A 22,383-nucleotide genomic window follows, 5' to 3' on the forward strand; every position below is an offset into this window, starting at 1 on the left:
GACCTGCCCGGATCTTCCCCGACTGCAAAGGAGAGGCTCTTATGAAATTACGGTCAAGGCACCTCCGCATGACGACCGGTCTTCTTCTGACCGGTTTCTGGTCGGGACCAGTTTTCGCCGAACCTCAGGCTCCGCGCCTGGTGCTGCAGATCACGGTGGACCAGCTCCGCGGTGATCTGATCGACCGGAACCTCGAGCACTTTGGTGACAAGGGTTTTCGATATCTCCTCGACAACGGGGTTTATTATACCAACGCCCATCACCGCCATGCCAATACCGAAACCATCGTCGGGCATACAACGCTTGCAACCGGAACCGATCCCTCGGTCCACGGCATGGTTGCCAATCTCTGGTTTGACCGGTCGACCGGCACCCCCTTTTACAACGTGCAGGATCCCGATTATCCGTTGCTGGCGACGTCGGGTGTTGATCCTTCGACGGAAATCGATCCAACGCAACGCGCCGCCACTTCGGATGGACGCTCTCCTACCTCGATCCTGTCCTCAACCCTCTCCGATGAAATCGCCATTGCCAATGCGGGTGTTTCAAAGGTTTTCGGTGTTTCCATCAAGGATCGCGGTGCCATTTCCATGGCAGGTCATGCAGGAACCGCTTACTGGTTTTCCAAAAGCGAAGGCCGTTTCGTGACATCCAGCTATTACATGGATGCCTATCCGGAATGGGTCGACAAATGGAACGACGCCGGACATGTTTCGGCCTATGCCTATACCGACTGGACCCTGTCCGACACCGAAGACAGTTATCGTTTCATCGAATTCGACGACGCGGACTGGGAAACGGAACTTCCTGGATTTGGCCGCACCTTTCCTCACCCGTTCGGTGCCCGGGACAGCAAATATTATACAACACTTCTTACACTCAGCCCGGCGGGCGATGAACTGACGACTTCTTTCGCGGCCTCCCTGATCGACAATGAAGAGATCGGAAGCGACGCGGTGACCGATTACCTGTCTGTCAGTTATTCCTCGACCGACTATGTCGGCCACATCTTCGGCCCCTCAAGTCTGGAGGCGGAAGACAATCTGCGCCGGTTGGACAAGTCCCTCAGCACTCTGCTGGCGCATGTCGACGAAACAGTGGGTCTTGAAAACACACTTGTCGTCCTGTCCGCCGATCACGGTGCGGCAGAAGTGCCAGGTTACCTTGAATACCTTGGAGTTCCGGCAGGGTTCTTCAATTTCGATGACATCGACAAGGAACCGGCAGCAGAAGCCCTGGTCGCCGAGTTCGGTGTCGCTCAGGACCTGATCGCCTCCTTTTCCCAGCCCTACGTCTATCTCGATGACCGGCTGATCGCGGACAAGGGGTTGAACAAGGCCGACGTCGCCAGAGCGCTCGCGCGGGAACTGCAGAACATGCCCGCGATCGCCTACGCCATTTCCAGCGAGGACCTGGCAAGTTCGGCTGTCGCCAAAACTTCCGTGAGTGCCGCCGTCCTGGCGAATTTCCATACCGCACGCTCCGGTGACGTTTATGTGGTGTTCGAGCCGCATTGGTTCGTCGGGGATTTCGACGGTCTCCACGTCGCCTCTCACCATGGTTCTCCCTGGACCTATGACACCCATGTGCCGATCATATTCTCGCGTCCTGGAATGAACGCCCAAAGGATCTCGAGCCGGGTTGAAACCGTCGACGTGGCGCCGACAGTCGCGGCTTATTTGCGGATCAAGGCCCCGAGCGGGTCGCTCGGCGCTGTCCTCAAAGAAGCCCTTTCGGCTCAATAACTCCTGCCCAAGCAATTCGGATGACCTGATGCCAGATCCCCTCCAACAGATCCAGTCGCTCAAAAAGCGCATGCAGCGGTCCATCATCGGCCAGGAAGGGGTTATCGACAGGCTGCTGATCGGATTGCTGGCGAACGGCAACCTTCTCGTCGAAGGTTTGCCGGGGCTTGCGAAGACCCGGGCCATCAAGGCGATGGCAAAAAACCTGGAGGCCGATTTCAGCCGGATCCAGTTCACGCCGGACCTGCTGCCGTCGGATGTGACCGGTACGGAGGTCTATCATCAGTCCGGTGGCACCGGCACGTTCCGGTTCGAAAAAGGACCGATTTTCGCCAATATCGTTCTGGCGGACGAGATCAACCGGGCCCCGGCCAAGGTCCAGGCCGCCCTTCTCGAGGCCATGGAAGAGCGCCAGGTGACCGTTTCGGGCACCACCCACAAGATGGATCCGCTCTTCATGGTCATGGCCACCCAAAATCCGGTGGAACGGGAGGGGACCTATCCCCTGCCCGAGGCGCAGATGGACCGGTTCCTGATGCATATCCTGATCACCTACCCGCCGGTCGAGGATGAGGTGAAGGTGATCGATCTGGTGCGCAGGGAAGAGCGGTCCGCGTTGACCGATGCGATGCAGCCGGACAAGACGGCGAAGACGGCAACGGAGAGTGCGGCTCCCGTACCGCAAGCTGCCCTTTTCGACGCCCGTGCGGAAATCGCGAATATCCACGTTTCGGACGCCATCGCGCGGTATATGGCCGATCTCGTCTACGCGACCAGGACACCGGAACTCTATTCGGAGGACCTGGCACGCTGGATCGAAATCGGAGCCAGTCCGCGGGCCTCGATCGCGCTGGACAAATGCGGCCGGACACACGCCTGGCTTGCCGGGCGCGACTACGTCGACCCGACCGACATCCAGGCCATCGCCGCGGATGTGTTCCGGCACCGATTGACGCTCACTTTCGAGGCCGACGGTGATGGCGTGTCCCCTGACAAGGTTGTCGACGAAATCGTCAGGAATGTCGCCCTGACCTAGGGTCTGTGGAACCCGGAGACGCAAATGCGAGATCGCACAGCCAGAACACGGGCCGGCTTGTCGGCAAACTCCGTTGACCGGATACAATTGGGCGATCCGCGCATTCACGTGACGCTGTCCCATTTGCGGTCGCTGGAAAGCCAGGCCCGTGGCTTGCGGTTTCTGCCGCGACAGCCGGCAGCCAGCGTTCTCAACGGACGCCATGCCTCCCGCTTGCGTGGGCGGGGACTCAATTTCGAGGACCTGCGCGAATATCTTCCTGGCGACGATCCGCGGACAATCGACTGGAAGGTCACCGCACGGACAGGCAAGCCGCATGTCCGGGTCTACAGCGAGGAACGGGACCGGCCCGCGCTGCTGGTCGTCGATCAGCGCATGTCCATGTTTTTCGGCACCAGACACGCGATGAAGTCGGTGACTGCCGCCGAGGCTGCCTCTCTTGCGGCGTTCCGGATACTGGATCAGGGGGACCGCGTCGGCGGTATCGTGTTCGGGGACGATTTTGCCGCGGAAATCAGGCCCCGTGCCAGTGTCCGTGCCCGCGACCAGTTCCTGGCTTCGCTGGTACGCGCCAACCATTTGCTGCGTGCGGATGCTCCGATCACCGATACGCCCGGGACCTTCAATCAGGTGCTGGCAAGTGTCACCCGGATCGCGCGTCGCAATCATCTGATCCTGATCCTGTCCGATTTTGACGGCATCGATGAAACCACCGAAACGCTGATCGCGCAGATGTCCCGGCACAATGATGTCGTGCTGTGCCCCGTGACCGATCCGATCTCCCGGCAAATCCCGGAAGACCTGAACCTGGTGGTTTCCAACGGCGTCCTGCAGGTCGAACTGGACACGTCCAGCGGCGACACCCGACAAAGACTTCAGGACTTCTCCTCCGGCCGGATTCAGGAAATTCTTGCCTGGCAAAAGCGCTACAGGCTGCCGGTTCTGCCACTCAGTGCGGGCGAAGAAACCGTTCCGCAAATGCGCCGGCTGACAGGCTTCAGGCTGGACCAAAACGGCGGCCCGGCATGAACAGCGACTGGACAGGACTGAACCTTGCCGACCTGGTCGATCTGCTGGAACCTCTGCCTGAGCCCGCACCGGTCTCCATGGCTCCGCAAACCGCCGGATGGATCTGGCTGGGTCTGGCACTTCTTGCAATTTCCGGGTTGGTGGTCCGGTGGGTCCGGATCAGGCGCCGCAAGACCGCATACCGGCGACAGGCACTCGCGGAACTGGCCAGATGCCCGGACGAGGCCAGCCGCCTGGCCGGTCTCCTTCGGCGAACCGCCCTCTCCGCCTATCCCCGGGCCGAAGTCGCGTCTCTGCATGGTGCCGAATGGCTGGCGTTTCTGGACAGGTCTTATGGCGGATCCGCGTTTTCCGAAGGACCGGGGCGGCATCTGATCGCGGCGCCGTATCGGCCGGAGACAACCCAAGAGCCGTTGAAACCCCTGGTGCGCACCTGGATCAAGATGCATCGGGTGGCGTCGCCATGATCGAATTTGCCACCCCCCTTGCCTTCCTGCTGGCTCCTCTGCCCCTGGTGATCCGGTACGTCCTGCCCGCGCATCAGGAGACGGTCTCCGCGCTTCGACTTCCCTTTTTCAGGCGCCTGGCCCATGCGGCGGATGTTGCACCCAGGGCGGGCGCCGTCGTCTTTCGGCGCACGATGCTGCAGAATGGTGCGGCGATTCTCATCTGGGGGCTTCTTGTGAGCGCGCTCGCGGGTCCCGAACGGGTTGGCGAGCCGATTGTTCAGGAAAAGGCCGCCCGCGACGTGATGCTGGCCATCGATATTTCCGGCTCCATGGATCAGCGGGATTTCAGGTCGGCTCAAGGTGAGCCGACACAAAGGCTGGATGCGGTCAAACGGGTCGTCGGTGACTTCGTGTCCGCGCGCGACGGCGACCGGATCGCGCTGATCGTTTTCGGTACAAAAGCCTTCGTGCAAGCCCCTTTTACTGAGGATCTCGGTTCCGTTCGTGCCCTGCTTGAACAGACGGAGGTTGGAATGGCCGGCCCGCACACGGCGCTCGGCGATGCCATCGGCCTCGCCATCAAGACGTTTCAGTCCAGCACGATCGAAGACCGGCTTCTGATCGTGCTGAGCGACGGCGCCGATACGGGCAGCCGGATGACACCGATCAACGCCGCCGCCATTGCTGCCGGTGAATCCATTGAAATCATCGCCATCGGCGTCGGCGATCCGGACGGGAGTGGCGAGCAGCGCCTGGATGAGCGTTCCCTGAACGACATCGCCTCCACCGCCGGCGGCGCATATTATTTTGCCGGGGACGAAACCGCCCTGTCAGATATCTACACGCGCATCGACGCACAGAAACCAAGAGCGGTCGAAACGACGCGCTACCGGCCCAGGGAAAGCCTAGCCCATATCCCGAGCGGTCTTGCTGCTGGTATCGCCTTCCTCACGCTTGCCGTTCTGTATGCTTCCACCCTGCGGCGAAAGACAGTGTGAGCATGGATCTGTACCCGGCCGATTTCTCCGCGTTTCATTTCATCCGTCCCTGGTGGCTGATCGCCCTGCCGGCGACAGGGATCCTGTGGTGGATCATCAGAGGGTCCCTGACCGGTGGCCGGGAGATGCCGGTGACCATTGCGCCCCACCTGGCGCAGGCGCTGACGGTCGGCCGGCAGGGACGCGGCCGGATATTGCCCATTGACGGTGTCGCCCTGATACTTGGACTTCTGGTTCTGGCCACCGCCAGTCCGACGTGGTCTCGCGTTCCCGATCCGCTCGTCTCGGATACCGCGCCACTCGTCATCGCCCTGAAAGTCTCCGGTTCGATGCTGAACCCGGATGTTCCACCGAACAGGCTGGAACGGGCGAAACACAAGATACGTGATCTGCTCGAGAGGCGTGCCGGATCGAAGTCGGCGCTCATCGCCTATTCCGGGTCGGCGCATCAGGTGGTGCCGCCCACCGAGGACCCTGACGTGTTGACACCGTTCCTGGAAGGCCTCGATCCTGGTGTCATGCCCCGGGACGGCAATTCCGCGCGCGATGCCCTGGAAATGGCCGACGAGATTCTTTCCGGTCAGACGACACCCGGTGCGATCCTGTTCCTTCTGGACGGGATCACCGACGCGGATCTGCCGGCGTTCAAGCGCCATGCAGATGCGCGCGGGGTCCCGGTGCTGTTCTGGTTTTTCGCGCGCGACAGCGCCGCCGCTGCGGCTCTTGAGGCGGTGCCGGGTACAAAGCTGATCGATGTGACCACCGACAGTGCCGACGTCGAACGTGTGTCGCAAAACCTGCAGGCGGCGTATCAGGCCGCCTTGTCAAGGGATGACCGCCTGGAGTGGCAGGATAAGGGCCGGATCTTTCTTTGGCCGGCCGCGTTGCTGATGCTGTTCTGGTTTCGCCGGGGATGGACCATGCGTTGGTCCGTACTTCTGGTCTCTGTCGGCCTCCTGGCACCGATGCAAAATGCCCATGCGGACGGCTGGAAGGACTGGTTTCTGACCCCCGACCAGCAGGGCCGGATTGCCTTCGAGAACAAGGACTATCAAATGGCGGCGGATCTTTTCGAAGATGCCGCCTGGAAAGCGCTGGCGCTGTACCGGCTGGGGAAATACGAAGAGGCCGCCGAGCTGTACGCCTGGCAGGACGGCGTTGACGCCGCCGTCGGGGAAGGTCTTTCGCTGATCAGGTCGCGGTCCTACCGTCCGGCGGTACAGGCGTTTGAAAAAGCGGTTGAACGGGATCCGAACGATCTTGCGGCGCGGCATAACCTGGAACTGTCACGCTATATCCTGGACTATATCGAAACCACCCGGGAACAATCCGATACCGGCGAACAGGCGGGCATCGGAGCCGATGACGTTGTCTATGACAATGAGGCAGGCCGAGGGGCCGATAGTCAGCAAACGCCGCAAGAGGACACGCGTTCGGCCCTGCCAGAGACAGCCGAACAATGGATGCGGACCGTCGACACAAGGACCGGCGAGTTCCTGAAATCCCGGTTCGCAATAGAGGCTGCGAGGGAGACAAGATGATCCGCAATCTGATCCTTTTGCTCGCCCTCGTCGGGGCCCATCCGGTTTGGGCGCAAGCCGTGCCTGAGCCGATTGTCCGGACGGCCCTGGAAAGTGACACCGCGATACCGGGACAGCCTGTCATCTTCCGGGTCACCATTCTGGTGCCGACCTGGATGCCGACACCGCCGCTCTTTCCCGATTTCGAAATACCGAACGTGATCGTCCGCCTTCCCTCCAGGGCCACCACCGCCATCAGCGAGAGCATCAAGGGAGAAACCTGGTCAGGCGTCACACGCGCCTATCGGCTTTACCCGATGATACGCGGACCATTCCGGATCCCGGCAGACACCATCAGGATTACCTACGCTGATCCGGCGACACGGCAGCCCATTGAAACGCAAATCAGCACTGGTGCCTTTGAAATCAGGGGAGAATTGCCACCAGGCGGCGAAGCGCTCGATCCATTTCTTGCCGCGAAATCACTTTCTTTGGTCAGGACAACGGAAGGAAGTCCCGAGGCGCTGAATGCAGGCGATGCCCTCATCCTGACAACGACCGTGACCGTCTCCGGGGTGTCGCCTCTGTTCGTTCCACCACTTTCGTCAGCATCGGAAATCGACGGCCTGGCCTTTTACGCAAAGGCGCCGGTCCTCGATGAAACTGAAAACCGCGGCAATCTCACCGGAACACGAACCGAAGTCATGACCGTCGTGGCCGAAAACGCAGGCTCATATCTGATCCCCGCCATGTCGCTTTCCTGGTACGATCTGGAAAGCGGTTCGGTAGAAACGGAGACGGTTGCCGCGATCGACCTGAGGGTGGCCGGCGTTTCCCTAGCAGACGAACCCGGGACGGAGGACGCCAACGCCTGGGCCTCCATCGCCACCTGGCTCGCCGCTCTCGTTCTGGTGGCCGTTTCCGCAGTCTGCGGTTACCGGGTCTTCGGGCACAAAATACGGGACCGGCTGGTCAATTTGGCGAGCCGGTTCAAGGCGACGGAACACTACAGTTATTTCAGATTTCGGCGGGCCTTGCGCGCGCAAGACTATTCGCTGGCGTTGCGCGCGGGTCTGGACTGGAAAGAAAAAGCCGGCTCCGGCCTTTCCGAAACAGACTGGACGGGCTTTCGCAAGTCCGTTGTCGACCTGGGACAGGCGTTGTTCGACACGCGTCACCGGACCGGGGCGCGAGAGCGCACCCGCAGGTGGGCGGCCGTCGCCGGTGAAGCCGGATCGATACGGCGCAGACTGCGCGCCAGTGCGAAACACACGTCCGTAGACAATCTGGCGCCCCTTAATCCCGGTCGCCCTTTCAGATCCTGATCCGACCCGCGGTCGCCGGCACGCTGGTTGGGTGGCGAACAATGCTGATCAGTCCATGGCGTAAACTGGCGTCCGCAACGGCTCTCAGCCTCCCCTTCTTGGGTTTGCCTTTGTTGAAAAGCATTGGAGTGTCCAGCAGGAAAACACTTATGTGTTGCCCGTCTCGTTGTTCCGGGTCACGCCTCGTATTGTCGGCCTTTTCAAGCAAAACGGGAGAAGTACGACCTTCCGGCGGTTCATAACGTTGGCATTGAAACTGTCAGGCCGCTTCCGACCTGTTTTATCGGAGTAAAAACTTGCAGGTATCGTTTTTCGATTTCGCATTGCTGATTGAAACACCTGCGATACGCGCGGATCTCGCCTTTTTTCGTCAGATCGGTTTTTTGAAAGACCCGGCAGAACCGGAAGGCATAACCGCTCTCAGCGACAGATCCCTCCGGATCTTGCTCCGCCACAGTACCCGCGCCCGAACCTCCCTGATCCTCTATTGCACCCATATCGACGGTGTAGATGCGTCTCAGCGGCGTTTCCGACACGATCTACACTATGTTGCACAGGACCGCCCGGTCCTGAACGCGAGGACGTTCCTGGACGATCCGGAAGGCGTGCGGACGATTCTGGTCGAGCAACTGCGGCATGAACATCCCGTTTCGGGCCAGGCTCCGGGACTTGTCTGCGGAACCTTTTCGAACCTGCGCCTCGTAACCCGCCATGCTGAGGCAACCAGAGCCCACTACGGCAAACTCGGTTTCCGGGAACGCAGCTACCGGCAGCCCCACGAAAAGGTATGCCGTTGTCTCAACACCGATCTCCTGATGCTGTGCATTTGCGCAGCCGTCCCTGAAACGACGGTGTCTGCCGGTCGGCTGGCGATCACCTATGTGGACGAGTCGGTCACCACGATCATTGACCGTCTTCAAGGTCTCGGCGTTTCGGTTTCAACCGACGCCCTGTCGGGTGCGGCAAAGCTTCGCTCGCCCGGTGGTCAGGTCATCCTGCTCGGAAACTGATCGCGAGATCCATCAATCTCAAGGCATTTTCCACTCAGCGACGGTTTTATCCTCACATGCGCTTGCCTGAAGTTTCGAGGGTCGGAGACGCGGGAATGGATACAGCACGGCAATTGACGCATGTGGCGGACACCGGATTGAATTTCAGCCGGTTTCTCCGGATAGAGGCCGGCGAGACGTCCCTGGAACGGCGCGGCTTCATCGCAAATTCGGCGGAAGCCAAGGACCGGCTCGAAGCGGTCGGCGCAGCCTTTCTGGCTGGATACCATGCCCTGATCGGACCAGACCCCTTCACCGCATACAGCCGTGCCCTGGCGGGACGTCCACCGGACCTCCAGGGCTTTCTTGCCGAGGGGGCCGCGATGGGTGCGGCGCTCCGCGACACGCTTTCCTTTCAACCCTGGCGCCTGGCCGGGCTCCGTGAGGTTTCAGGACCGCGTTTTGACTATCTCATCCATGTCGGCACCGGTTGGGCCGTTGCCCGGCTGGGTTGGTTCCGGTCCCGGATCTGGAAAAACCTGGATCCTCTGTTGATCCCGCTTTCGGTCGACGGTTGGGGCTTTCACGACATCTATTTCTCCCGGCCCGGTGTCCTGACGGGCAAGCGGCCGCGGCTGCCGCACGGTCTGGATGCCGCTTATGATCAAGGCATCGGACGCGGGCTCTGGTTTGCCTCCGGCGGATCCGCGGCCGCCGCATCCGCAATCATTGAAACGCAGGCCGCCGGGCATCGCCCTGACCTTGTTGCGGGCCTGTCCCTTGCGATGGCCTATTGCGGACCGGCGCAGGCAGCCGACTGGCGGTTTCTGGCGGAACGGTTTCCGAAATTGCGGGACCACATGGCCCAGGGCGTGGCATTTGCGGCGAGCGCGCGCACCGATGACGGCTCCGGGTCGGACGAAAACCTGATGATTGCGTCGGGCGAGACTTGCGGTGCCGGGACCGCCGCTCTGGCCCGGACAGTCACCGTGACCTGTCCGGATCGTGGAACGGACCGGTCATTGTCAGAAGGCTGGAAGGACTACCAGGCCTGGCGCGCAAGGCTGCGCAGCACGCTTTCAATTCCGCTTGTGCAAACGGAGGATGAATGATGAAGGCCAAGCTTGCAGCTTTCACCATTCCGGCGGCCCTGCTTGTCATGGCGCATGTCGACGTGGACAGCCGGCACCAGACCGCTTCGGAATCCTCGATGGCGTTCGAGGCCTATCTTCTGCCGGACCCGCCCGGCAAAACCGAAGCCGAAGCCAGCCTGATCCGTGAAACCCATCCGGATTTCGAACGGATCGCGGGCTGGATCTCGGCGGTCGGTGCCGCGGTCGCCCTGTTCGATTATGACGGCGACGGCTTGTCGAACGATATCTGCCATGTCGACCCGCGCTTCGATACCGTCACGATCCTGCCCGCTCCCAACCAGAGCGGACGGTTCGCCCAGAAAGCCGTTCCGATCGAAAGCGGCGGTGCGATTGCGCCGATGGGGTGTCTGCCCGGGTATCTGGACGGTGACGGACAGGTTGACCTGATCGTCACCTATTGGGGGCGCCCGCCCACGCTTCACACCGCGGCCACAGACTACGCCCCCAAACCGCTGCTGCCCGGTGCCGAGATCTGGCACACCAACGCGTCGATCACGACCGATGCGGACGGGGACGGACATCTCGACCTGCTTTTCGGCAACTATTTCCCCGGCAATTTCAACGTCCTTGGCAGCGGCGGCGACGCGCACATGCAGCATTCGATGTCCCGGGCCCGCAATGCCGGCCGTAACCGGCTGTTTCTCGGAGACGGTACCGGTGCGTTCGTCGATGCCAGCGATGCGCTCGATGCCGCCGTACCGGACGGCTGGACACTGGCGCTCGGTGCGGCGGACCTCGACGGAGACGGGCTGCCTGAGATCTACATTGCCAATGATTTCGGTCCCGACCAGCTTTTGCACAACCGCAGCACTCAGGGTCAACCGGTGTTCGCCGCGGTGGAAGGACGGCGGAGGCTCACGGATTCGCGGTCCAGAGTTCTCGGCCGGGACAGTTTCAAGGGCATGGGTGTCGACTTCATGGACATCGATGCCGATGGTCGGCTGGACATTTATGTCAGCAACATCGCCGAACGATACGCGCTCATGGAAAGCCACCTGCTGTTTCGCCAGACCGCACAGGAAGGCGCCTGGACTTCGGGGCGCGCGCCGTTCGTGGAGGAAAGCAGCCGTTACGCCCTGGCGCGAAGTGCCTGGTCCTGGGATGCGCGTTTCGCCGATTTCGACAATGACGGGGACCTGGAGTTCGTGCAGGCAACCGGGTTCGTCGCCGGTCAGGTGGATCGCTGGCCGGAACTGCACGAACTGGCAATGGGCAATGACGAGTTGCTTGCCAATCCTGACGTCTGGCCCGAAATCAGACTGGGTGATGCCCTGTCCGGAGATGTTCAGGACGTGCTTTACGATCAGACGGGCGGGGCAGCCTATGCCCGTGTACACCTGCCCGTCCTGGCCGAAACCTCGATCTCCCGGGGGATTGCGACCGGAGACATCGATGGAGATGGTGACGTGGACATGGTGATCGCGCGCCAGTGGCAGCCGTCGATCCTGCTTGTGAACACCGCGGTTCCTGTGCCCTCCCTTACGCTGGATCTCAGGCTGCCGGAGGGCAAGGGCACATCGCGGACCCGCCCGGCTATCGGCGCAATCGCAACTCTTGTTGGTCCGGACGGGCAGCTTCATTCGGAAGTGCTGCCGGGTGGTGAAGGCCATTCAGGCAAGGACGCGCCGGAAATACACTTCGGCCTGGGCGCCGCAGCCGGCCCGGCGACGGTTAATCTCGCATGGCGCGATGGCACCGGGCATCACCGGAAAACCGTGACGCTGGAGCCCGGCAGACATCGCATCCTGCTGACCGATGGCTCCGTGCCGGGCGCCCCCTCCAGATCGGAGACAAACCAATGAAACCAGTATCAGCCAGACCGGATTTTTCTTCGCCCAGGATCAAGGGACTGACGCGCTTCGCGGTTGCGATTACTTCGTTGAACGTGATTGGCCATCTCTATCTCGGCTTCGAGCAATCCTGGATCACGCCGTTTGTCGCCCTTGCAACCGCTTACGCGACCGAACTTGTTCTGGAGACCCTGTCCGCGCGCAGCGCTGGCCGCGCTCCCAGATATTCCGGGAGCTGGCCGAACCTGGTGGTGTTCCTGTTGCCCGCGCATATCACGGGGCTTGCCATCGCGATGCTGCTGATGGCGCATGAACAGCTCCTCGTGATTGCCTTCGCAACGTCTCTGGCAATTTCTTCAAAACACCTGTTTGTGGTGCGCATCGGCCGGGCGGATCGCCATTTCCTGAATCCGTCCAATATCGGGATCACCGCAGCGCTTGTGCTTTTCCCGACGGTCGGCATTGCGCCGCCCTACCAGTTTACCGAAGCAACCTCCGGGTTCGTCGACTGGCTTCTGCCTGCCTTCGTGATCTGTACCGGGTCGCTGCTGAACCTGAAACTTACCGGACGCATGCCGCTGATCGGCTTCTGGCTCGGGGCCTTTGCAGTTCAGGCGGTCGTGCGCGCGACAATCCACGGCGATCCTCTCATCACGACACTGATGCCCATGACCGGGTTCGCGTTCATCCTGTTCACCTTCTACATGATCACCGACCCGGCGACCTCCCCCCGCGGCCTGTGGAGCCAGGCCGCATTCGGTTGTGCCGTCGCCGCTCTCTACGCGGTCTTCATGGAGCTGCACCTGGTGTTCGGCCTGTTCTATGCCCTGACCTGTGTCACGATCGCCCGCGGCCTTTGGTTCGCCATGCTCTCGCTCCACGCCCGCAACACACAGCGTTCACAGGTCCGGCAATTGGAACCGTCAGGCGGGTCATCCCAGGCCGTTTAACCGGGTAAAGCTGTCTGATCAGGGCTGGCAATCCAACCGGTTTGGCCTGTGCCAGGCTGACGGAGGTCCGGCCCGCCGACGTATTCAAACCGTTCGAACCCGCTAACCCGTCCGGCACCAGGTCCCTGCAGGACAACACCAGATGGCAATTTTTTCGAAACAGGTTGTAATTCGTACTATTTACAATTTTTCCTTGACACTCTTTCAATCTAACCGGACTATTTCGACAAGGAAAGTTGGGCGGGGAGCGAACCAGCTAAAGTATTTCGTACTGTCTGCGCACCAGTCTGCTCAAAACTTTTTAATCGTATACACCCTACGATAAAACCAATCCGAGCACGCGCCGTTATTGTTCTATGTTCGAAGCGGAGCATTACATATGATTCAGATAATTACGCTGGGTCGGTTTGGCGTTCTGGTAAACGGTGAAGCACGGCATTTCGGGCTTGGAGCTCAGGCAAGACTGATCCCTGTCATTCTGGCGTTGAACGCACCGTCGGCGCTGCGCCGTGAACAATTGGTGGAGATGATCGCGCCCGATGCCTCTCCGAGCGCGGCACGCCAGATCCTGAACACCGCGCTCTGGCGCCTGCGCAAGGCGCTGGCAGTAAGCGACGGAGCATCGTTCAAGACGATACAGTCCAATGCGGACGAAGTGTGTTTTCATCCATCCACAAAGATCAGTTTCGACGCCGCGGACGTAAACGCCTGCGTGTCCAACATCGTGGCGTCCGGCATTGCGCAGGGTGGTGAACTCAGTGACGAATTGTTTCAGCGTTTGCGGACGGCATTCGAAGCCTACCAGGGCCCCTTTCTGGAGGGTTTCGACAATGAATGGATCTGGTTCGAACGTGAACGCACCAACAACGCCGTCTTGCACGGCGGCATGATACTCAGTTCGGCATTGGTGGCCCGTGGACAGATCGACAGCGCGATCTCGGTCGTTCACAACCTGCTACGCGTCGACCCTCTCGACGAGGCGGTGCAGTGCCAATACATGCTGCTGATGGGGCTAGGCGGACGGCGGTCCCGGGCAATCGAAAACTACGAACTGTTCAGCGAGAGCCTGTCCCGCGAATGCGGGATCAGACCGATGCAGAAAACCCGGCGTCTGCTCAATCAGCTCAAGAGCAATGAATTCTATGAAGACCTGCCGCAGCACCTGAAACAGGCGTCGGAAATTGCCCAACGCCACATGGTTGCCTGACCGCGGCACTCCCCCGACACTTCAAGTTTCCTTGACGCCCCTTGTTCAACAGGGGCTTTTTTTGTGTCTGCGCCAGCGAAACGCTCAAGGAGGAAGGGCCTGTTTCATACCGCGAACATTCAGTGACTAGGACTGCACAAGACCAGTGCAACTCCGGCACGACGGGCCTGCAACGATTGCGTCAGTTCAAGGCCAGATCAATGAACGATTTCAACAAGGTCTTTACCAGATCAGAAACAGTCTGATCGAATTTCTCCGCAACTTTGCCGGGGAACTTGTTCAATGGCAGGGCAACAGGGCAGCAATATCGACAGAACGGACTGGTCCTACACTCGATGCGAAGTGCCGGTGGGTACGAGTGGGAGACGCGTCGATGACAAGCCAGCAAACCTTCCCGACAGCGCCGGCGTTGCCTCTTGCCCGAGCCGACCGATCGGTGGCGATTGTCGGGATGGCCTGCGAATATCCGGACGCTCCGTCACCCGCCGCGCTGTGGGACCTCGTCACCACGGGGCGGCAGGCGTTCCGGCCGTTTCCTCCCGGGCGATTGGACATCAAATCTTATTCCGCGGCCAGCGTCGGCGAAGCGGACTCAATTCCCGACATCCGTTGTGCCCTGCTGGCTGACTATGCCTTCGACAGGGAAGCCTTCCGGGTGCCCGACGCGGCCTATGTTGCTTCTGATCCTGCTCACTGGCTGGCGCTTGATGTGGCGGCGCGGGCCTTGAGCGACGCGGGGTTTCCAGACGGCGACGGATTGGAGAAAGCCAGAACCGGAGTGATCGTGGCCAACACCCTGACCGGCGAGACGTCGCGGGCAAATGCGCTGCGATTGCGGGCTCCCTATGCGGCCGCGGCGCTGGAAAAGGCCCTCGCATCGCAGAAGCTTTCCGCCGAGGTCGCCGGCGAGATCATGCGCGAATTCGTGGAGGCCTTCACCGAACCGCTGCCGGCCCCCAATGAAGAGACGCTGGCGGGGTCGATGGCCAATACGATCGCCGGGCGGATCGCGAACCACTTCGACCTCCTCGGCGGGGCGTTCACCGTCGACGGCGCATGCGCCTCGTCGCTGCTGGCGGTTCACGAAGCGATGCTGCATCTGCGCGCGGGACGCCTGGATACGGTTGTTGTCGGGGCGGTCGATCTGAGCATCGATCCTTTCGAACTGGTGGGGTTCAGCCGGATCGGCGCGCTTGCCCTGGACGAGATGCGGGTCTTCGACAGCCGCGCCGGAGGTTTCTGGCCCGGCGAAGGCGCCGGGTTCTGCGTGCTCACGACGGCGGCCGAAGCGGCGCGGTGCGGCCACAAGGTGCACGCCCGTCTTGCCGGCAGCGGCATCAGCACCGATGGCCGCGGCGGCCTGACCCGGCCGACTGTCGCGGGTCAGGCCGCCGCCATTTCCGCGGCCTGGCAGGATGCCGGGCTCGCCGTTTCCGAAGCCGGCTATTTCGAAGCGCACGGCACCGGAACGAAGGTGGGCGATCCGGTCGAGATCCGCGCCATTTCCGGGCTGGTTCAAGGCGGCAAGGCTCCAATCGGCATTGGCTCCATCAAGGCGAATATCGGACATACCAAGGCGGCTGCGGGTATGGCCGGGCTTATCAAGACGGTGAAGGCAATCGAGGCCGGGTTCGTGCCGCCCCAGGCCGGATGCGACACCCCGAACCCCGTCTTCGCCGAAACGGGAAACAAGGTCGTACCGCTTCGGCGCGGTGCGCCCTGGCCGGAGCGCAAAAAGCGCTGCGCGGGTGTCAGCGCTTTCGGTTTTGGCGGGATCAACACACATCTTGTTCTGGAAGAGGGCGAACGGTCCATTGCCGGTTCCCGTCCAGCAACACCCGGACTGCTCCACAGTTCACAGCTGTTTCTCGTTTCGGCGGGTTCGTCGCAGGATCTGCGCCAAAAGCTGTCAGAGCTACGCGGTTCGACGCTCTGGATGTCGCGTGCGGAACTGGTGGATCTGGCCGCTTCACTCGCCCGGGATCCCTCCCCCCGCGCTGTGCGCGCATGCGTGATTGCCAGGACCCCGGAGATCCTTGCGCAACGCCTGGACCGTGCGATCGCTCACCTGGACACGGGCGGCTGTTATTTGTTCACGCCGGATGAGGGTGTGGTTCTGGCGAAAGTGAAACATCCGCGCATCGGACTTCTGTTCCCCGGACAGGCCGCGCCTCTTCGCGACACGCTCGGCGCGTTCGCGGATCTCGGGCTGGAGGTCACCGACCCGGCCAGCCTTCACGATCCGGACCGGCACATAGCAGGCGCCGACACCGGCAGGGCCCAGCCGCTCATCATCAATGCGTGCCTTGCGGGTCTGAGCCTGCTGAATCATGTCCGGATGAGAAACGCGACGGCAGCCCTGGGCCACAGTCTTGGCGAGATTGCAGCGCTGCACTGGGCGTCGGACTGGACCGAAAACCAGACCATGGGCCTTGCCCGGGAACGGGGCACGATGATGCGCGATCTCGCCTGTCCGGGCGGTGCCATGCTGCGGGTTGCGTGCGGCCGGGAGGCGGCGGAAGAATTTATCCGGGACACGGACGCGCAGATTGCCTGCCTCAACGCGGCGGTGGAGACTGTGCTTGCGGGACCGGCGACGACGATTGACCGGATTGCGCGGCGGGCGCGGGATCAGGGTGTCGATGCCTTGCGGCTTTCCGTCTCGCACGCATTTCATACGCGCGACATGGCACCGGCCGCGGCCGGTCTCGAGGCGGCCGTCAGGCACATGGACCTGCGTCCGCCACCAGCAGGCCGGATTGTCAGCAGTGTGACTGGCGACTGGTTTGACGGCAAAACCGATCTGGCAGGGCATCTCGCCGGGCAGCTTGAGGCACCGGTCCGGTTTTCGGAAGCCCTGCAACGGCTCGCCGACCGGTGTGATCTGTTGATCGAGGTGGGGCCCGGCACCGGCATGACCCGGCTGGCCCGCCAGGAAACCGACACGCCGGCGGTCGCGATGGATGCCTGTTCCGGAAACCTGGATGCGGCGCTCGGCGCCATCGGGGCGGCCTGGGCTGCGGGTGCCGAGGTCGATGCCGCGCGTCTTCTGCCGATGGCCACGGCGCGGCCGTTCGATGTTTCCAGGCCGCCGTCCTTCCTGTCCAACCCGTGCGGCGCAGTCCCCCCTTCCTCGCCTCATCTCGCACCGGTGCGGCCCGCGCAAGCCTTGCCCGAGGCCGGCGAACCGCCTGCCCGGCCCGTGGAGCTTTCGGTCGTCGCGGGCAAGGATGGAGCTCTGGGCGTTCTGTTCGATGCTGTTGCCAGCGCCACCGGGCTGCCGGTCCACTCGCTTCGGCCGGGAGACCGGTTTCTGGACGACCTGCACCTCAGTTCGATCGCCGTCGCCAAGGTGGTCAGCTCGGCCGGGCGCGCCCTGGGCCTGTCGGAGTTCGACGGCCGCATGGAATTCGCGGGACTGACGCTTGCCGAAACCGCTCGGGAGATCACCCGTGTCGCCGCCCTGTCCCCCGAAGAACGCCCTCCCGAGCATCGGACCTCCAGCGGCGGGGACCCGGATGGCGTTGCCCCTTGGACCGCTTTTTACACCAGCCGCTGGCTTCCGGTCGACGAAGGCTCAGTCGCCCCCGGCGCACCTTTCTGGTCATGTGAGGCGGATCCCGGTGAGGCGGTGATGCTCAAGGTGGAAGCCGATACGGACCCTGCCACACTTGCCCACCGGCTCTGCGTCCTGTTGGAAAAGAAGGTGCGCCACCTGGCGATATGCACGAAATCGGCAGTTCTGGGCGGGCTGCTGAAGTCCTTCTGGATCGAAAATGACCTTGCCAGCCTTCGGATCTGGCAATCGTCGGACACCGGGAGTGCGCGGGAGCGTTTCCTGTCCCTTTCCCTGCCGGGGTTCGGCACGTACCGCGCCGGCCGGAACGGCCTGGAACGACAGGTCTTCCTCAGAAGTTTTCCAGAGCCGGTGGCCCCTGCTTTGGGTCCGCAGGACGTGATACTTTTTACCGGAGGTGCCGGTGGCATCGGCGCGGAATGCGCTCAAAGGCTCGCCGGGACATTTGGCGCTTCCCTGATCCTGATGGGACGCAGCCCGGTCGACAGTTCCTCCGTCAAGGCTGTGCTCGACCGGATCGCCCGGACAGGTGCGCGTGTTCACTACGCCCGGGCGGACGTCACCGATGCATCGGCAGTGGCCGGCGCCCTCGCCGAGGGCGAAGCGGTCCTGGGCCCGATCACCGGCATTGTTCATGCCGCCGGCGCAAACCACCCTGCCCGCTTCAAGGACCTCGGTCCGGCGGAGTTCAAGCAGGCCCATGCGGCCAAGGTCGGTGGCCTCGAGAATGTGCTGAAGGCAGTCACCCGGCGACCATTGTCCCTGCTTGCCGGGTTCGGCTCGATCATTTCCGAAATCGGCCTGGCGGGCGAGGCTCACTACGCCTGGGCCAATGCGTGCCTAGCCGAACAAATCCGCGCCGCGAAGGAAGAACGCACCGCCCGTCATTGCGTGTGTTTCGGCTGGTCTGTCTGGGCCGGGGCCGGTATGGGACAGGACCTGGGCGTGATCGATACACTGGCCAGGAAAGGGGTTCGTGCTCTTGCGCTCGATGATGCGCTTGATGCCTTTGTCGACCTTCTGTCCGCGTCGCCACCGGAAGACCCACTGGTTTTCGTGACCGGCCGTTTCGGCCAACCCGGCACCGTCTCGCTTGCCGAACCGGACCTCACCGCCCACCGTTTCCGTGACCACCGGAAGGTGTTTTACCCGGGTACGGAATTCATTTGCGAAACCGAGCTTACGGCGGGGCGTGATCCGGGGCTCGATGGCCACCGCTTCGACGGCATTCCGGTTCTGCCGGCCGTGCTGGGCATCGAGGCGATGGCCGCGGCGGCCGAAGCCGTCGGGACGACGGCTCCACAGCAAGGAACACTCGAGAATGTCGAATTCCACAGTGCCGTGACAGTGCCGGAGCGCGGTTCACGGTTGTTGAGGATGGCAGCGCTGGCAACAACGCCGGAAGAGGTCCGGCTGTCGCTTGGGTGCCCGGACCAGGACGGCAACGCAAGGCCCAACATGACGGCAACGGCCGTGACCTGCGAAGAACCGCCTTGTGCGCCGGAGCCGGCAGCAGGCGGAGTTTCCCTGAAAGCCGGCCCTCTCTACGGACCGGTCTTCTTTCAATCGGGCCCCTTTGCCCGTCTGGACAGGATTGAAAGTCTTTCGGCCCGTGCGGTCCGCGCCACCCTGACCCAGCCCACAGGCCGGATCTTCGGTGAATACGAACCACAGGGAACGCTCTTGCCGGACCGGACGGCGATGGATGCCGGGCTCCATGTCCTTTTGGCAACGATCCCGCAACGCCGCGTTCTGCCGGTCGCGGTGCAGCGGATTTTCTGGCGCAAGGGCGGCGCACCGGTCGAGGTTCGGGCGGTTGAACGCAAGGCGCCCGAGGGCAGGTACCGGTTCGACGTTGCGTTGGTCGATGAGGCCGGAGATCCGCTGGAAATCTGGGAAGGAACGGATTTCGTGGCCCTGTCGAACTGCGATTTCGACCGCGTGCCCACCGCGCTCTTGCCGATTGCAATCGAACGGGAGGCCGGTGACGCGCTGCGCCGCTTCGACCTGCGCATCGGCCTGGCCGAGGCCGAAGGACGCGCTGACGCGCGCGATGAGGCACTTGCCCATGTGGTCGGCGGGCCTCTTGCAGCGCGGCTGATGCGGCGGGCCGACGGTAAGCCGGTGCTGCCGCCGGGGTTCGGCGCGGTCTCCGTCAGTCACAGCGCCAGGTCCTGCATCGCCGCATTCGTTGACCGCGACCGTGTCGGGATCGATGTGCAATCGGTCGAGGCACAGGACTGGTCGGCCCTGCTGGCCGGTCCCGATCTTCGGTTCGCCGAACACCTTGCGGAGGCCGAAGAGGCCCTGGATTTCAACACCGCGGCAACCCGGATCTGGTGCTTGCGAGAGGCCCTCTTCAAGGCCGGCATTGCCGACAGGATCCAGTTTGTCGCCGGAACAGGCTCAAGCAGCTCCTGGTTCACCGCAACTGCCGGTCCGGCCCGCCTGGCTTCCGGGAACATCGGCAACGGGCAGGAATGCGCCGTGGCCATTGTCGCCGAAAACGCTCGTCTTTCCACCGCACACCGGCCCGCCGGGCTCAAGGCAAGGGAACCAGTCCATGGATTCAGTTGATCCTGCAGGCCTTCCGAAACAGGCCTCGAGACCCAGTTTCTCCTACCATCACACGGTGTCTTTCAAGGACACCAATGTAGTCGGCAACGTCTATTACACCAATCATCTGGAATGGCAGGGCCGATGCCGAGAACACTTTCTGCGCTCTCACGCGCCAGGTATTCTGGACGATTTGAGCAAGGATCTGCGAATTGTGACGCTACGGTGCAGTTGCGACTATTTCGCCGAGCTCCATGCCTTCGATGACGTCGAGGTCGTCATGTCACTCGACGCGCGTGACGGACACCGCATTTCGCTGAGTTTCGAATATCTGCTCGAAGGCAGGCAGATCGCGCAGGGCCATCAGCAACTCGGGTTCATGCGCATGACACCGAGCGGTGCCCTCGAACCAACCGATCCACCACCGGAAATGATCGACGCACTGTCCCGGTTCAGCCACCAGGCGGGTCCTGCCCAGGGAGGTCAAAATGCTTGCTGATATCCAATCGAAGCGGCTGGTCACGGATACCGGCTCCATCAGCCAGATCATCACCGACCGCCGGCACGCCGCCGTGATCCGGGTGATCCGGTATCTTCACAGCAACCTGAAAATGGAACTGAACCTGGAAACATTGGCCGAGATCGCGTGCTGCAGCCGTTGCCACCTGGTGCGCATCTTCGCCAACCAGACCGGTGTCACGCCCATGAACTATCTTTCCAGCCTGCGCATTCAGGCGGCGAAATCCGTGCTGCTGCAGACTGATGAGAAGGTCATCAACATCGCCTATGATGTCGGCTATTCCAGTCTCGGCAGTTTCGGGCGGCGGTTTGCCGAACTTGTCGGGCTTTCTCCGCGCGCCCTGCGCAAGGGGGCAAGGCTGTTCGACAGCCGCGAGTTCCGCGATATCCTGTCGACCTACGCGGAAATGTCGGCCGCCGCTCCCGTCCCGGACGCGCTTTCAGGAACGATCCGGAGTGACGATGGCATGCAACCGCCGGGTTTTGCCTTTATCGGCATATTCAAGGGCAACCAACCCAGCGGAATGCCGGTTTCCTGCACGATCGCAAGATATCCCGGAACTTTCCACCTGCCCCGGCCGAGACCCTGGCGCGGCGAGGACAAGCTCACCTTCCTGGCGGCCGGCATACCTTGCACGGGGGATCCGAAATCGATCCTGCTGTCCCGCAATCTGCTGCTTGCACGCAAGGCCTACACCGCCGATGCGCCCCTGCGGTCAAACGCGATCACGCTGAGGAAACAAAGTGAGAGCGAACCGCCGGTCCTGCTCGCGCTGCCTCTGCTCCTGCAGGGCAGACCAGCCTCGAGGTCCTCTCAGTCGGCTTCGGTCATGGCGGCGGAATAGTCGAGCGACGGGTACCAGTCCGTGCCCCTGCCCTCGGGAACCAGGTCCAGGACGTTCCACAACGGCCACATGGTATCGATGTGACGGTGGTTCTGCCCTTCGTCCGGCGGCAGGAACAGGAGTTCGGTCGAATAGGTGTGACGGATCCCGTCGTCAGAGCGGGTGAACACGCTCATGACCGGTCTCTGCACGTCCTGCGACTGCTCCGCGTTGTAGTCGCAGTTGAATTCGTTCGACAGGGAGGACAGCAGCCGGATATGTGTCCAGCCGCGCGATTTTGCCAGATCGGCCAACCGGTCATAGGGAGCCTTGGCGACCAGCGCGATGTTGATCCGCCTTTCCAGATGCCGAACCGCCCCGTCAAGGCTGTCGATGAACGCGGTGCACATGGGACAAGGATGTCCTGCGGAAGGCGCATACATGAAATTGTAGATTACCAGACTGTCCCTGCCGGGGGCGAACAGGTCGGAAAAGCGGACGCTGCCGCCGCTTCCATCAGCCGGACCCGCGTCGAACACGTAATCCTGTTTCAGGTTTCCGCCAGGGGGCAAGGCCCGCCGCATCTCCGCTACTTTTTCGATCTGGCGACGCAGCGCAAGTTCGGCATCGAGAAGCGCGTTGCGCGCCTCCCTGTATTCGATGCTTTCTCCGGGAAAACGAACGTCATGCCTTGTCGTCATCTTCTGATCACCTT

The 22,383-nt window shown here is 62.1% G+C and carries 17 protein-coding genes; 15 read left to right on the plus strand and 2 right to left on the minus strand.

Translation table 11 applies throughout. From position 1 onward, the window contains the following. Positions 1-68 precede the first annotated feature (68 nt). The 7 genes from WNZ15_RS19810 to WNZ15_RS19840 are packed head-to-tail and all read left to right on the plus strand — an operon-like array spanning position 69 to position 8,102. Positions 69-1,745, plus strand: a complete 1,677-nt coding sequence (locus tag WNZ15_RS19810) for an alkaline phosphatase family protein (RefSeq protein ID WP_342894753.1) — start codon at positions 69-71, stop codon at positions 1,743-1,745. A 28-nt stretch (positions 1,746-1,773) separates the two neighbouring features. Beyond that, positions 1,774-2,781 carry a MoxR family ATPase gene (locus tag WNZ15_RS19815; protein ID WP_342894754.1) on the plus strand — a complete coding sequence of 336 codons (1,008 nt, stop codon included), beginning with the start codon at positions 1,774-1,776 and terminating at the stop codon, positions 2,779-2,781. Between the two features lie 24 nt (positions 2,782-2,805). Beyond that, complete coding sequence (locus tag WNZ15_RS19820; protein ID WP_342894755.1) at positions 2,806-3,810, plus strand: DUF58 domain-containing protein; 1,005 nt, start codon at positions 2,806-2,808, stop codon at positions 3,808-3,810. Further along, entirely contained in the window at positions 3,807-4,277 is a 471-nt protein-coding gene (locus WNZ15_RS19825) for a DUF4381 domain-containing protein (RefSeq protein ID WP_342894756.1), read from the plus strand. The genes WNZ15_RS19820 and WNZ15_RS19825 overlap by 4 nt, the downstream gene beginning before the upstream one ends. Continuing rightward, positions 4,274-5,257 carry a VWA domain-containing protein gene (locus tag WNZ15_RS19830; protein WP_342894757.1) on the plus strand — a complete coding sequence of 328 codons (984 nt, stop codon included), beginning with the start codon at positions 4,274-4,276 and terminating at the stop codon, positions 5,255-5,257. The genes WNZ15_RS19825 and WNZ15_RS19830 overlap by 4 nt, the downstream gene beginning before the upstream one ends. A 2-nt stretch (positions 5,258-5,259) precedes the next feature. Beyond that, the gene (locus tag WNZ15_RS19835; protein ID WP_342894758.1) at positions 5,260-6,798 is read left to right on the plus strand and encodes a VWA domain-containing protein; all 1,539 of its coding nucleotides are present in this window, start codon (positions 5,260-5,262) and stop codon (positions 6,796-6,798) included. Beyond that, on the plus strand, positions 6,795-8,102 hold the full coding sequence (locus tag WNZ15_RS19840; protein WP_342894759.1) for a hypothetical protein: 1,308 nt from the start codon (positions 6,795-6,797) through the stop codon (positions 8,100-8,102). The genes WNZ15_RS19835 and WNZ15_RS19840 overlap by 4 nt, the downstream gene beginning before the upstream one ends. A gap of 236 nt (positions 8,103-8,338) precedes the next feature. Here WNZ15_RS19840 and WNZ15_RS19845 read toward each other — a convergent pair whose 3' ends face one another. Beyond that, a complete protein-coding gene (locus WNZ15_RS19845; RefSeq protein ID WP_342894760.1) occupies positions 8,339-8,638 on the minus strand; it encodes a hypothetical protein in 300 nt (99 codons plus the stop codon). Between the two features lie 69 nt (positions 8,639-8,707). Between WNZ15_RS19845 and WNZ15_RS19850 the strand changes: the two genes are divergently transcribed. The 8 genes from WNZ15_RS19850 (at position 8,708) to WNZ15_RS19885 (ending at position 21,689) form a co-directional block, all read left to right on the plus strand. Continuing rightward, positions 8,708-9,112, plus strand: coding sequence for a hypothetical protein (locus WNZ15_RS19850; RefSeq protein ID WP_342894761.1), 405 nt, complete (start codon positions 8,708-8,710; stop codon positions 9,110-9,112). 95 nt (positions 9,113-9,207) lie between these two features. After that, positions 9,208-10,203 carry a DUF1702 family protein gene (locus WNZ15_RS19855; RefSeq protein WP_342894762.1) on the plus strand — a complete coding sequence of 332 codons (996 nt, stop codon included), beginning with the start codon at positions 9,208-9,210 and terminating at the stop codon, positions 10,201-10,203. After that, positions 10,200-12,047 carry a CRTAC1 family protein gene (locus tag WNZ15_RS19860; protein WP_342894763.1) on the plus strand — a complete coding sequence of 616 codons (1,848 nt, stop codon included), beginning with the start codon at positions 10,200-10,202 and terminating at the stop codon, positions 12,045-12,047. The genes WNZ15_RS19855 and WNZ15_RS19860 overlap by 4 nt, the downstream gene beginning before the upstream one ends. Further along, entirely contained in the window at positions 12,044-12,985 is a 942-nt protein-coding gene (locus tag WNZ15_RS19865; RefSeq protein ID WP_342894764.1) for an enediyne biosynthesis protein UnbU, read from the plus strand. The genes WNZ15_RS19860 and WNZ15_RS19865 overlap by 4 nt, the downstream gene beginning before the upstream one ends. A 379-nt stretch (positions 12,986-13,364) precedes the next feature. Further along, complete coding sequence (locus tag WNZ15_RS19870) at positions 13,365-14,192, plus strand: BTAD domain-containing putative transcriptional regulator (RefSeq protein WP_342894765.1); 828 nt, start codon at positions 13,365-13,367, stop codon at positions 14,190-14,192. A gap of 373 nt (positions 14,193-14,565) precedes the next feature. Then, entirely contained in the window at positions 14,566-20,346 is a 5,781-nt protein-coding gene (locus WNZ15_RS19875) for an SDR family NAD(P)-dependent oxidoreductase (protein WP_342894766.1), read from the plus strand. Beyond that, positions 20,333-20,824 (plus strand): acyl-CoA thioesterase, encoded by a 492-nt coding sequence (locus WNZ15_RS19880; RefSeq protein ID WP_342894767.1) that lies wholly within the window; start codon positions 20,333-20,335, stop codon positions 20,822-20,824. Before WNZ15_RS19875 ends, WNZ15_RS19880 begins: the two co-directional genes overlap by 14 nt. Further along, positions 20,814-21,689 (plus strand): AraC family transcriptional regulator, encoded by an 876-nt coding sequence (locus WNZ15_RS19885; protein WP_342894768.1) that lies wholly within the window; start codon positions 20,814-20,816, stop codon positions 21,687-21,689. The genes WNZ15_RS19880 and WNZ15_RS19885 overlap by 11 nt, the downstream gene beginning before the upstream one ends. On the opposite strand, the gene WNZ15_RS19890 is transcribed toward WNZ15_RS19885, so the two are convergent. Beyond that, positions 21,659-22,369 (minus strand): DUF899 family protein, encoded by a 711-nt coding sequence (locus WNZ15_RS19890; protein WP_342894769.1) that lies wholly within the window; start codon positions 22,367-22,369, stop codon positions 21,659-21,661. The two genes, WNZ15_RS19885 and WNZ15_RS19890, sit on opposite strands and share 31 nt — an antisense overlap. Between the last annotated feature and the right edge of the window lie 14 nt (positions 22,370-22,383).

It is taken from the genome of Roseibium sp. AS2 (assembly GCF_038900065.1).
Taxonomy (GTDB): domain Bacteria; phylum Pseudomonadota; class Alphaproteobacteria; order Rhizobiales; family Stappiaceae; genus Roseibium.

Coding starts and splice junctions, on each gene's coding strand:
- WNZ15_RS19840 (WP_342894759.1), top strand. CDS start 6,795: ATGATCCGCAATCTGATCCTTTTGCTCGCCCTCGTCGGGGCCCATCCG.
- WNZ15_RS19815 (WP_342894754.1), top strand. CDS start 1,774: ATGCCAGATCCCCTCCAACAGATCCAGTCGCTCAAAAAGCGCATGCAG.
- WNZ15_RS19885 (WP_342894768.1), top strand. CDS start 20,814: ATGCTTGCTGATATCCAATCGAAGCGGCTGGTCACGGATACCGGCTCC.
- WNZ15_RS19865 (WP_342894764.1), top strand. CDS start 12,044: ATGAAACCAGTATCAGCCAGACCGGATTTTTCTTCGCCCAGGATCAAG.
- WNZ15_RS19870 (WP_342894765.1), top strand. CDS start 13,365: ATGATTCAGATAATTACGCTGGGTCGGTTTGGCGTTCTGGTAAACGGT.
- WNZ15_RS19890 (WP_342894769.1), bottom strand. CDS start 22,369: ATGACGACAAGGCATGACGTTCGTTTTCCCGGAGAAAGCATCGAATAC.
- WNZ15_RS19830 (WP_342894757.1), top strand. CDS start 4,274: ATGATCGAATTTGCCACCCCCCTTGCCTTCCTGCTGGCTCCTCTGCCC.
- WNZ15_RS19875 (WP_342894766.1), top strand. CDS start 14,566: ATGACAAGCCAGCAAACCTTCCCGACAGCGCCGGCGTTGCCTCTTGCC.
- WNZ15_RS19855 (WP_342894762.1), top strand. CDS start 9,208: ATGGATACAGCACGGCAATTGACGCATGTGGCGGACACCGGATTGAAT.
- WNZ15_RS19820 (WP_342894755.1), top strand. CDS start 2,806: ATGCGAGATCGCACAGCCAGAACACGGGCCGGCTTGTCGGCAAACTCC.
- WNZ15_RS19825 (WP_342894756.1), top strand. CDS start 3,807: ATGAACAGCGACTGGACAGGACTGAACCTTGCCGACCTGGTCGATCTG.
- WNZ15_RS19860 (WP_342894763.1), top strand. CDS start 10,200: ATGATGAAGGCCAAGCTTGCAGCTTTCACCATTCCGGCGGCCCTGCTT.
- WNZ15_RS19835 (WP_342894758.1), top strand. CDS start 5,260: ATGGATCTGTACCCGGCCGATTTCTCCGCGTTTCATTTCATCCGTCCC.
- WNZ15_RS19810 (WP_342894753.1), top strand. CDS start 69: ATGACGACCGGTCTTCTTCTGACCGGTTTCTGGTCGGGACCAGTTTTC.
- WNZ15_RS19880 (WP_342894767.1), top strand. CDS start 20,333: ATGGATTCAGTTGATCCTGCAGGCCTTCCGAAACAGGCCTCGAGACCC.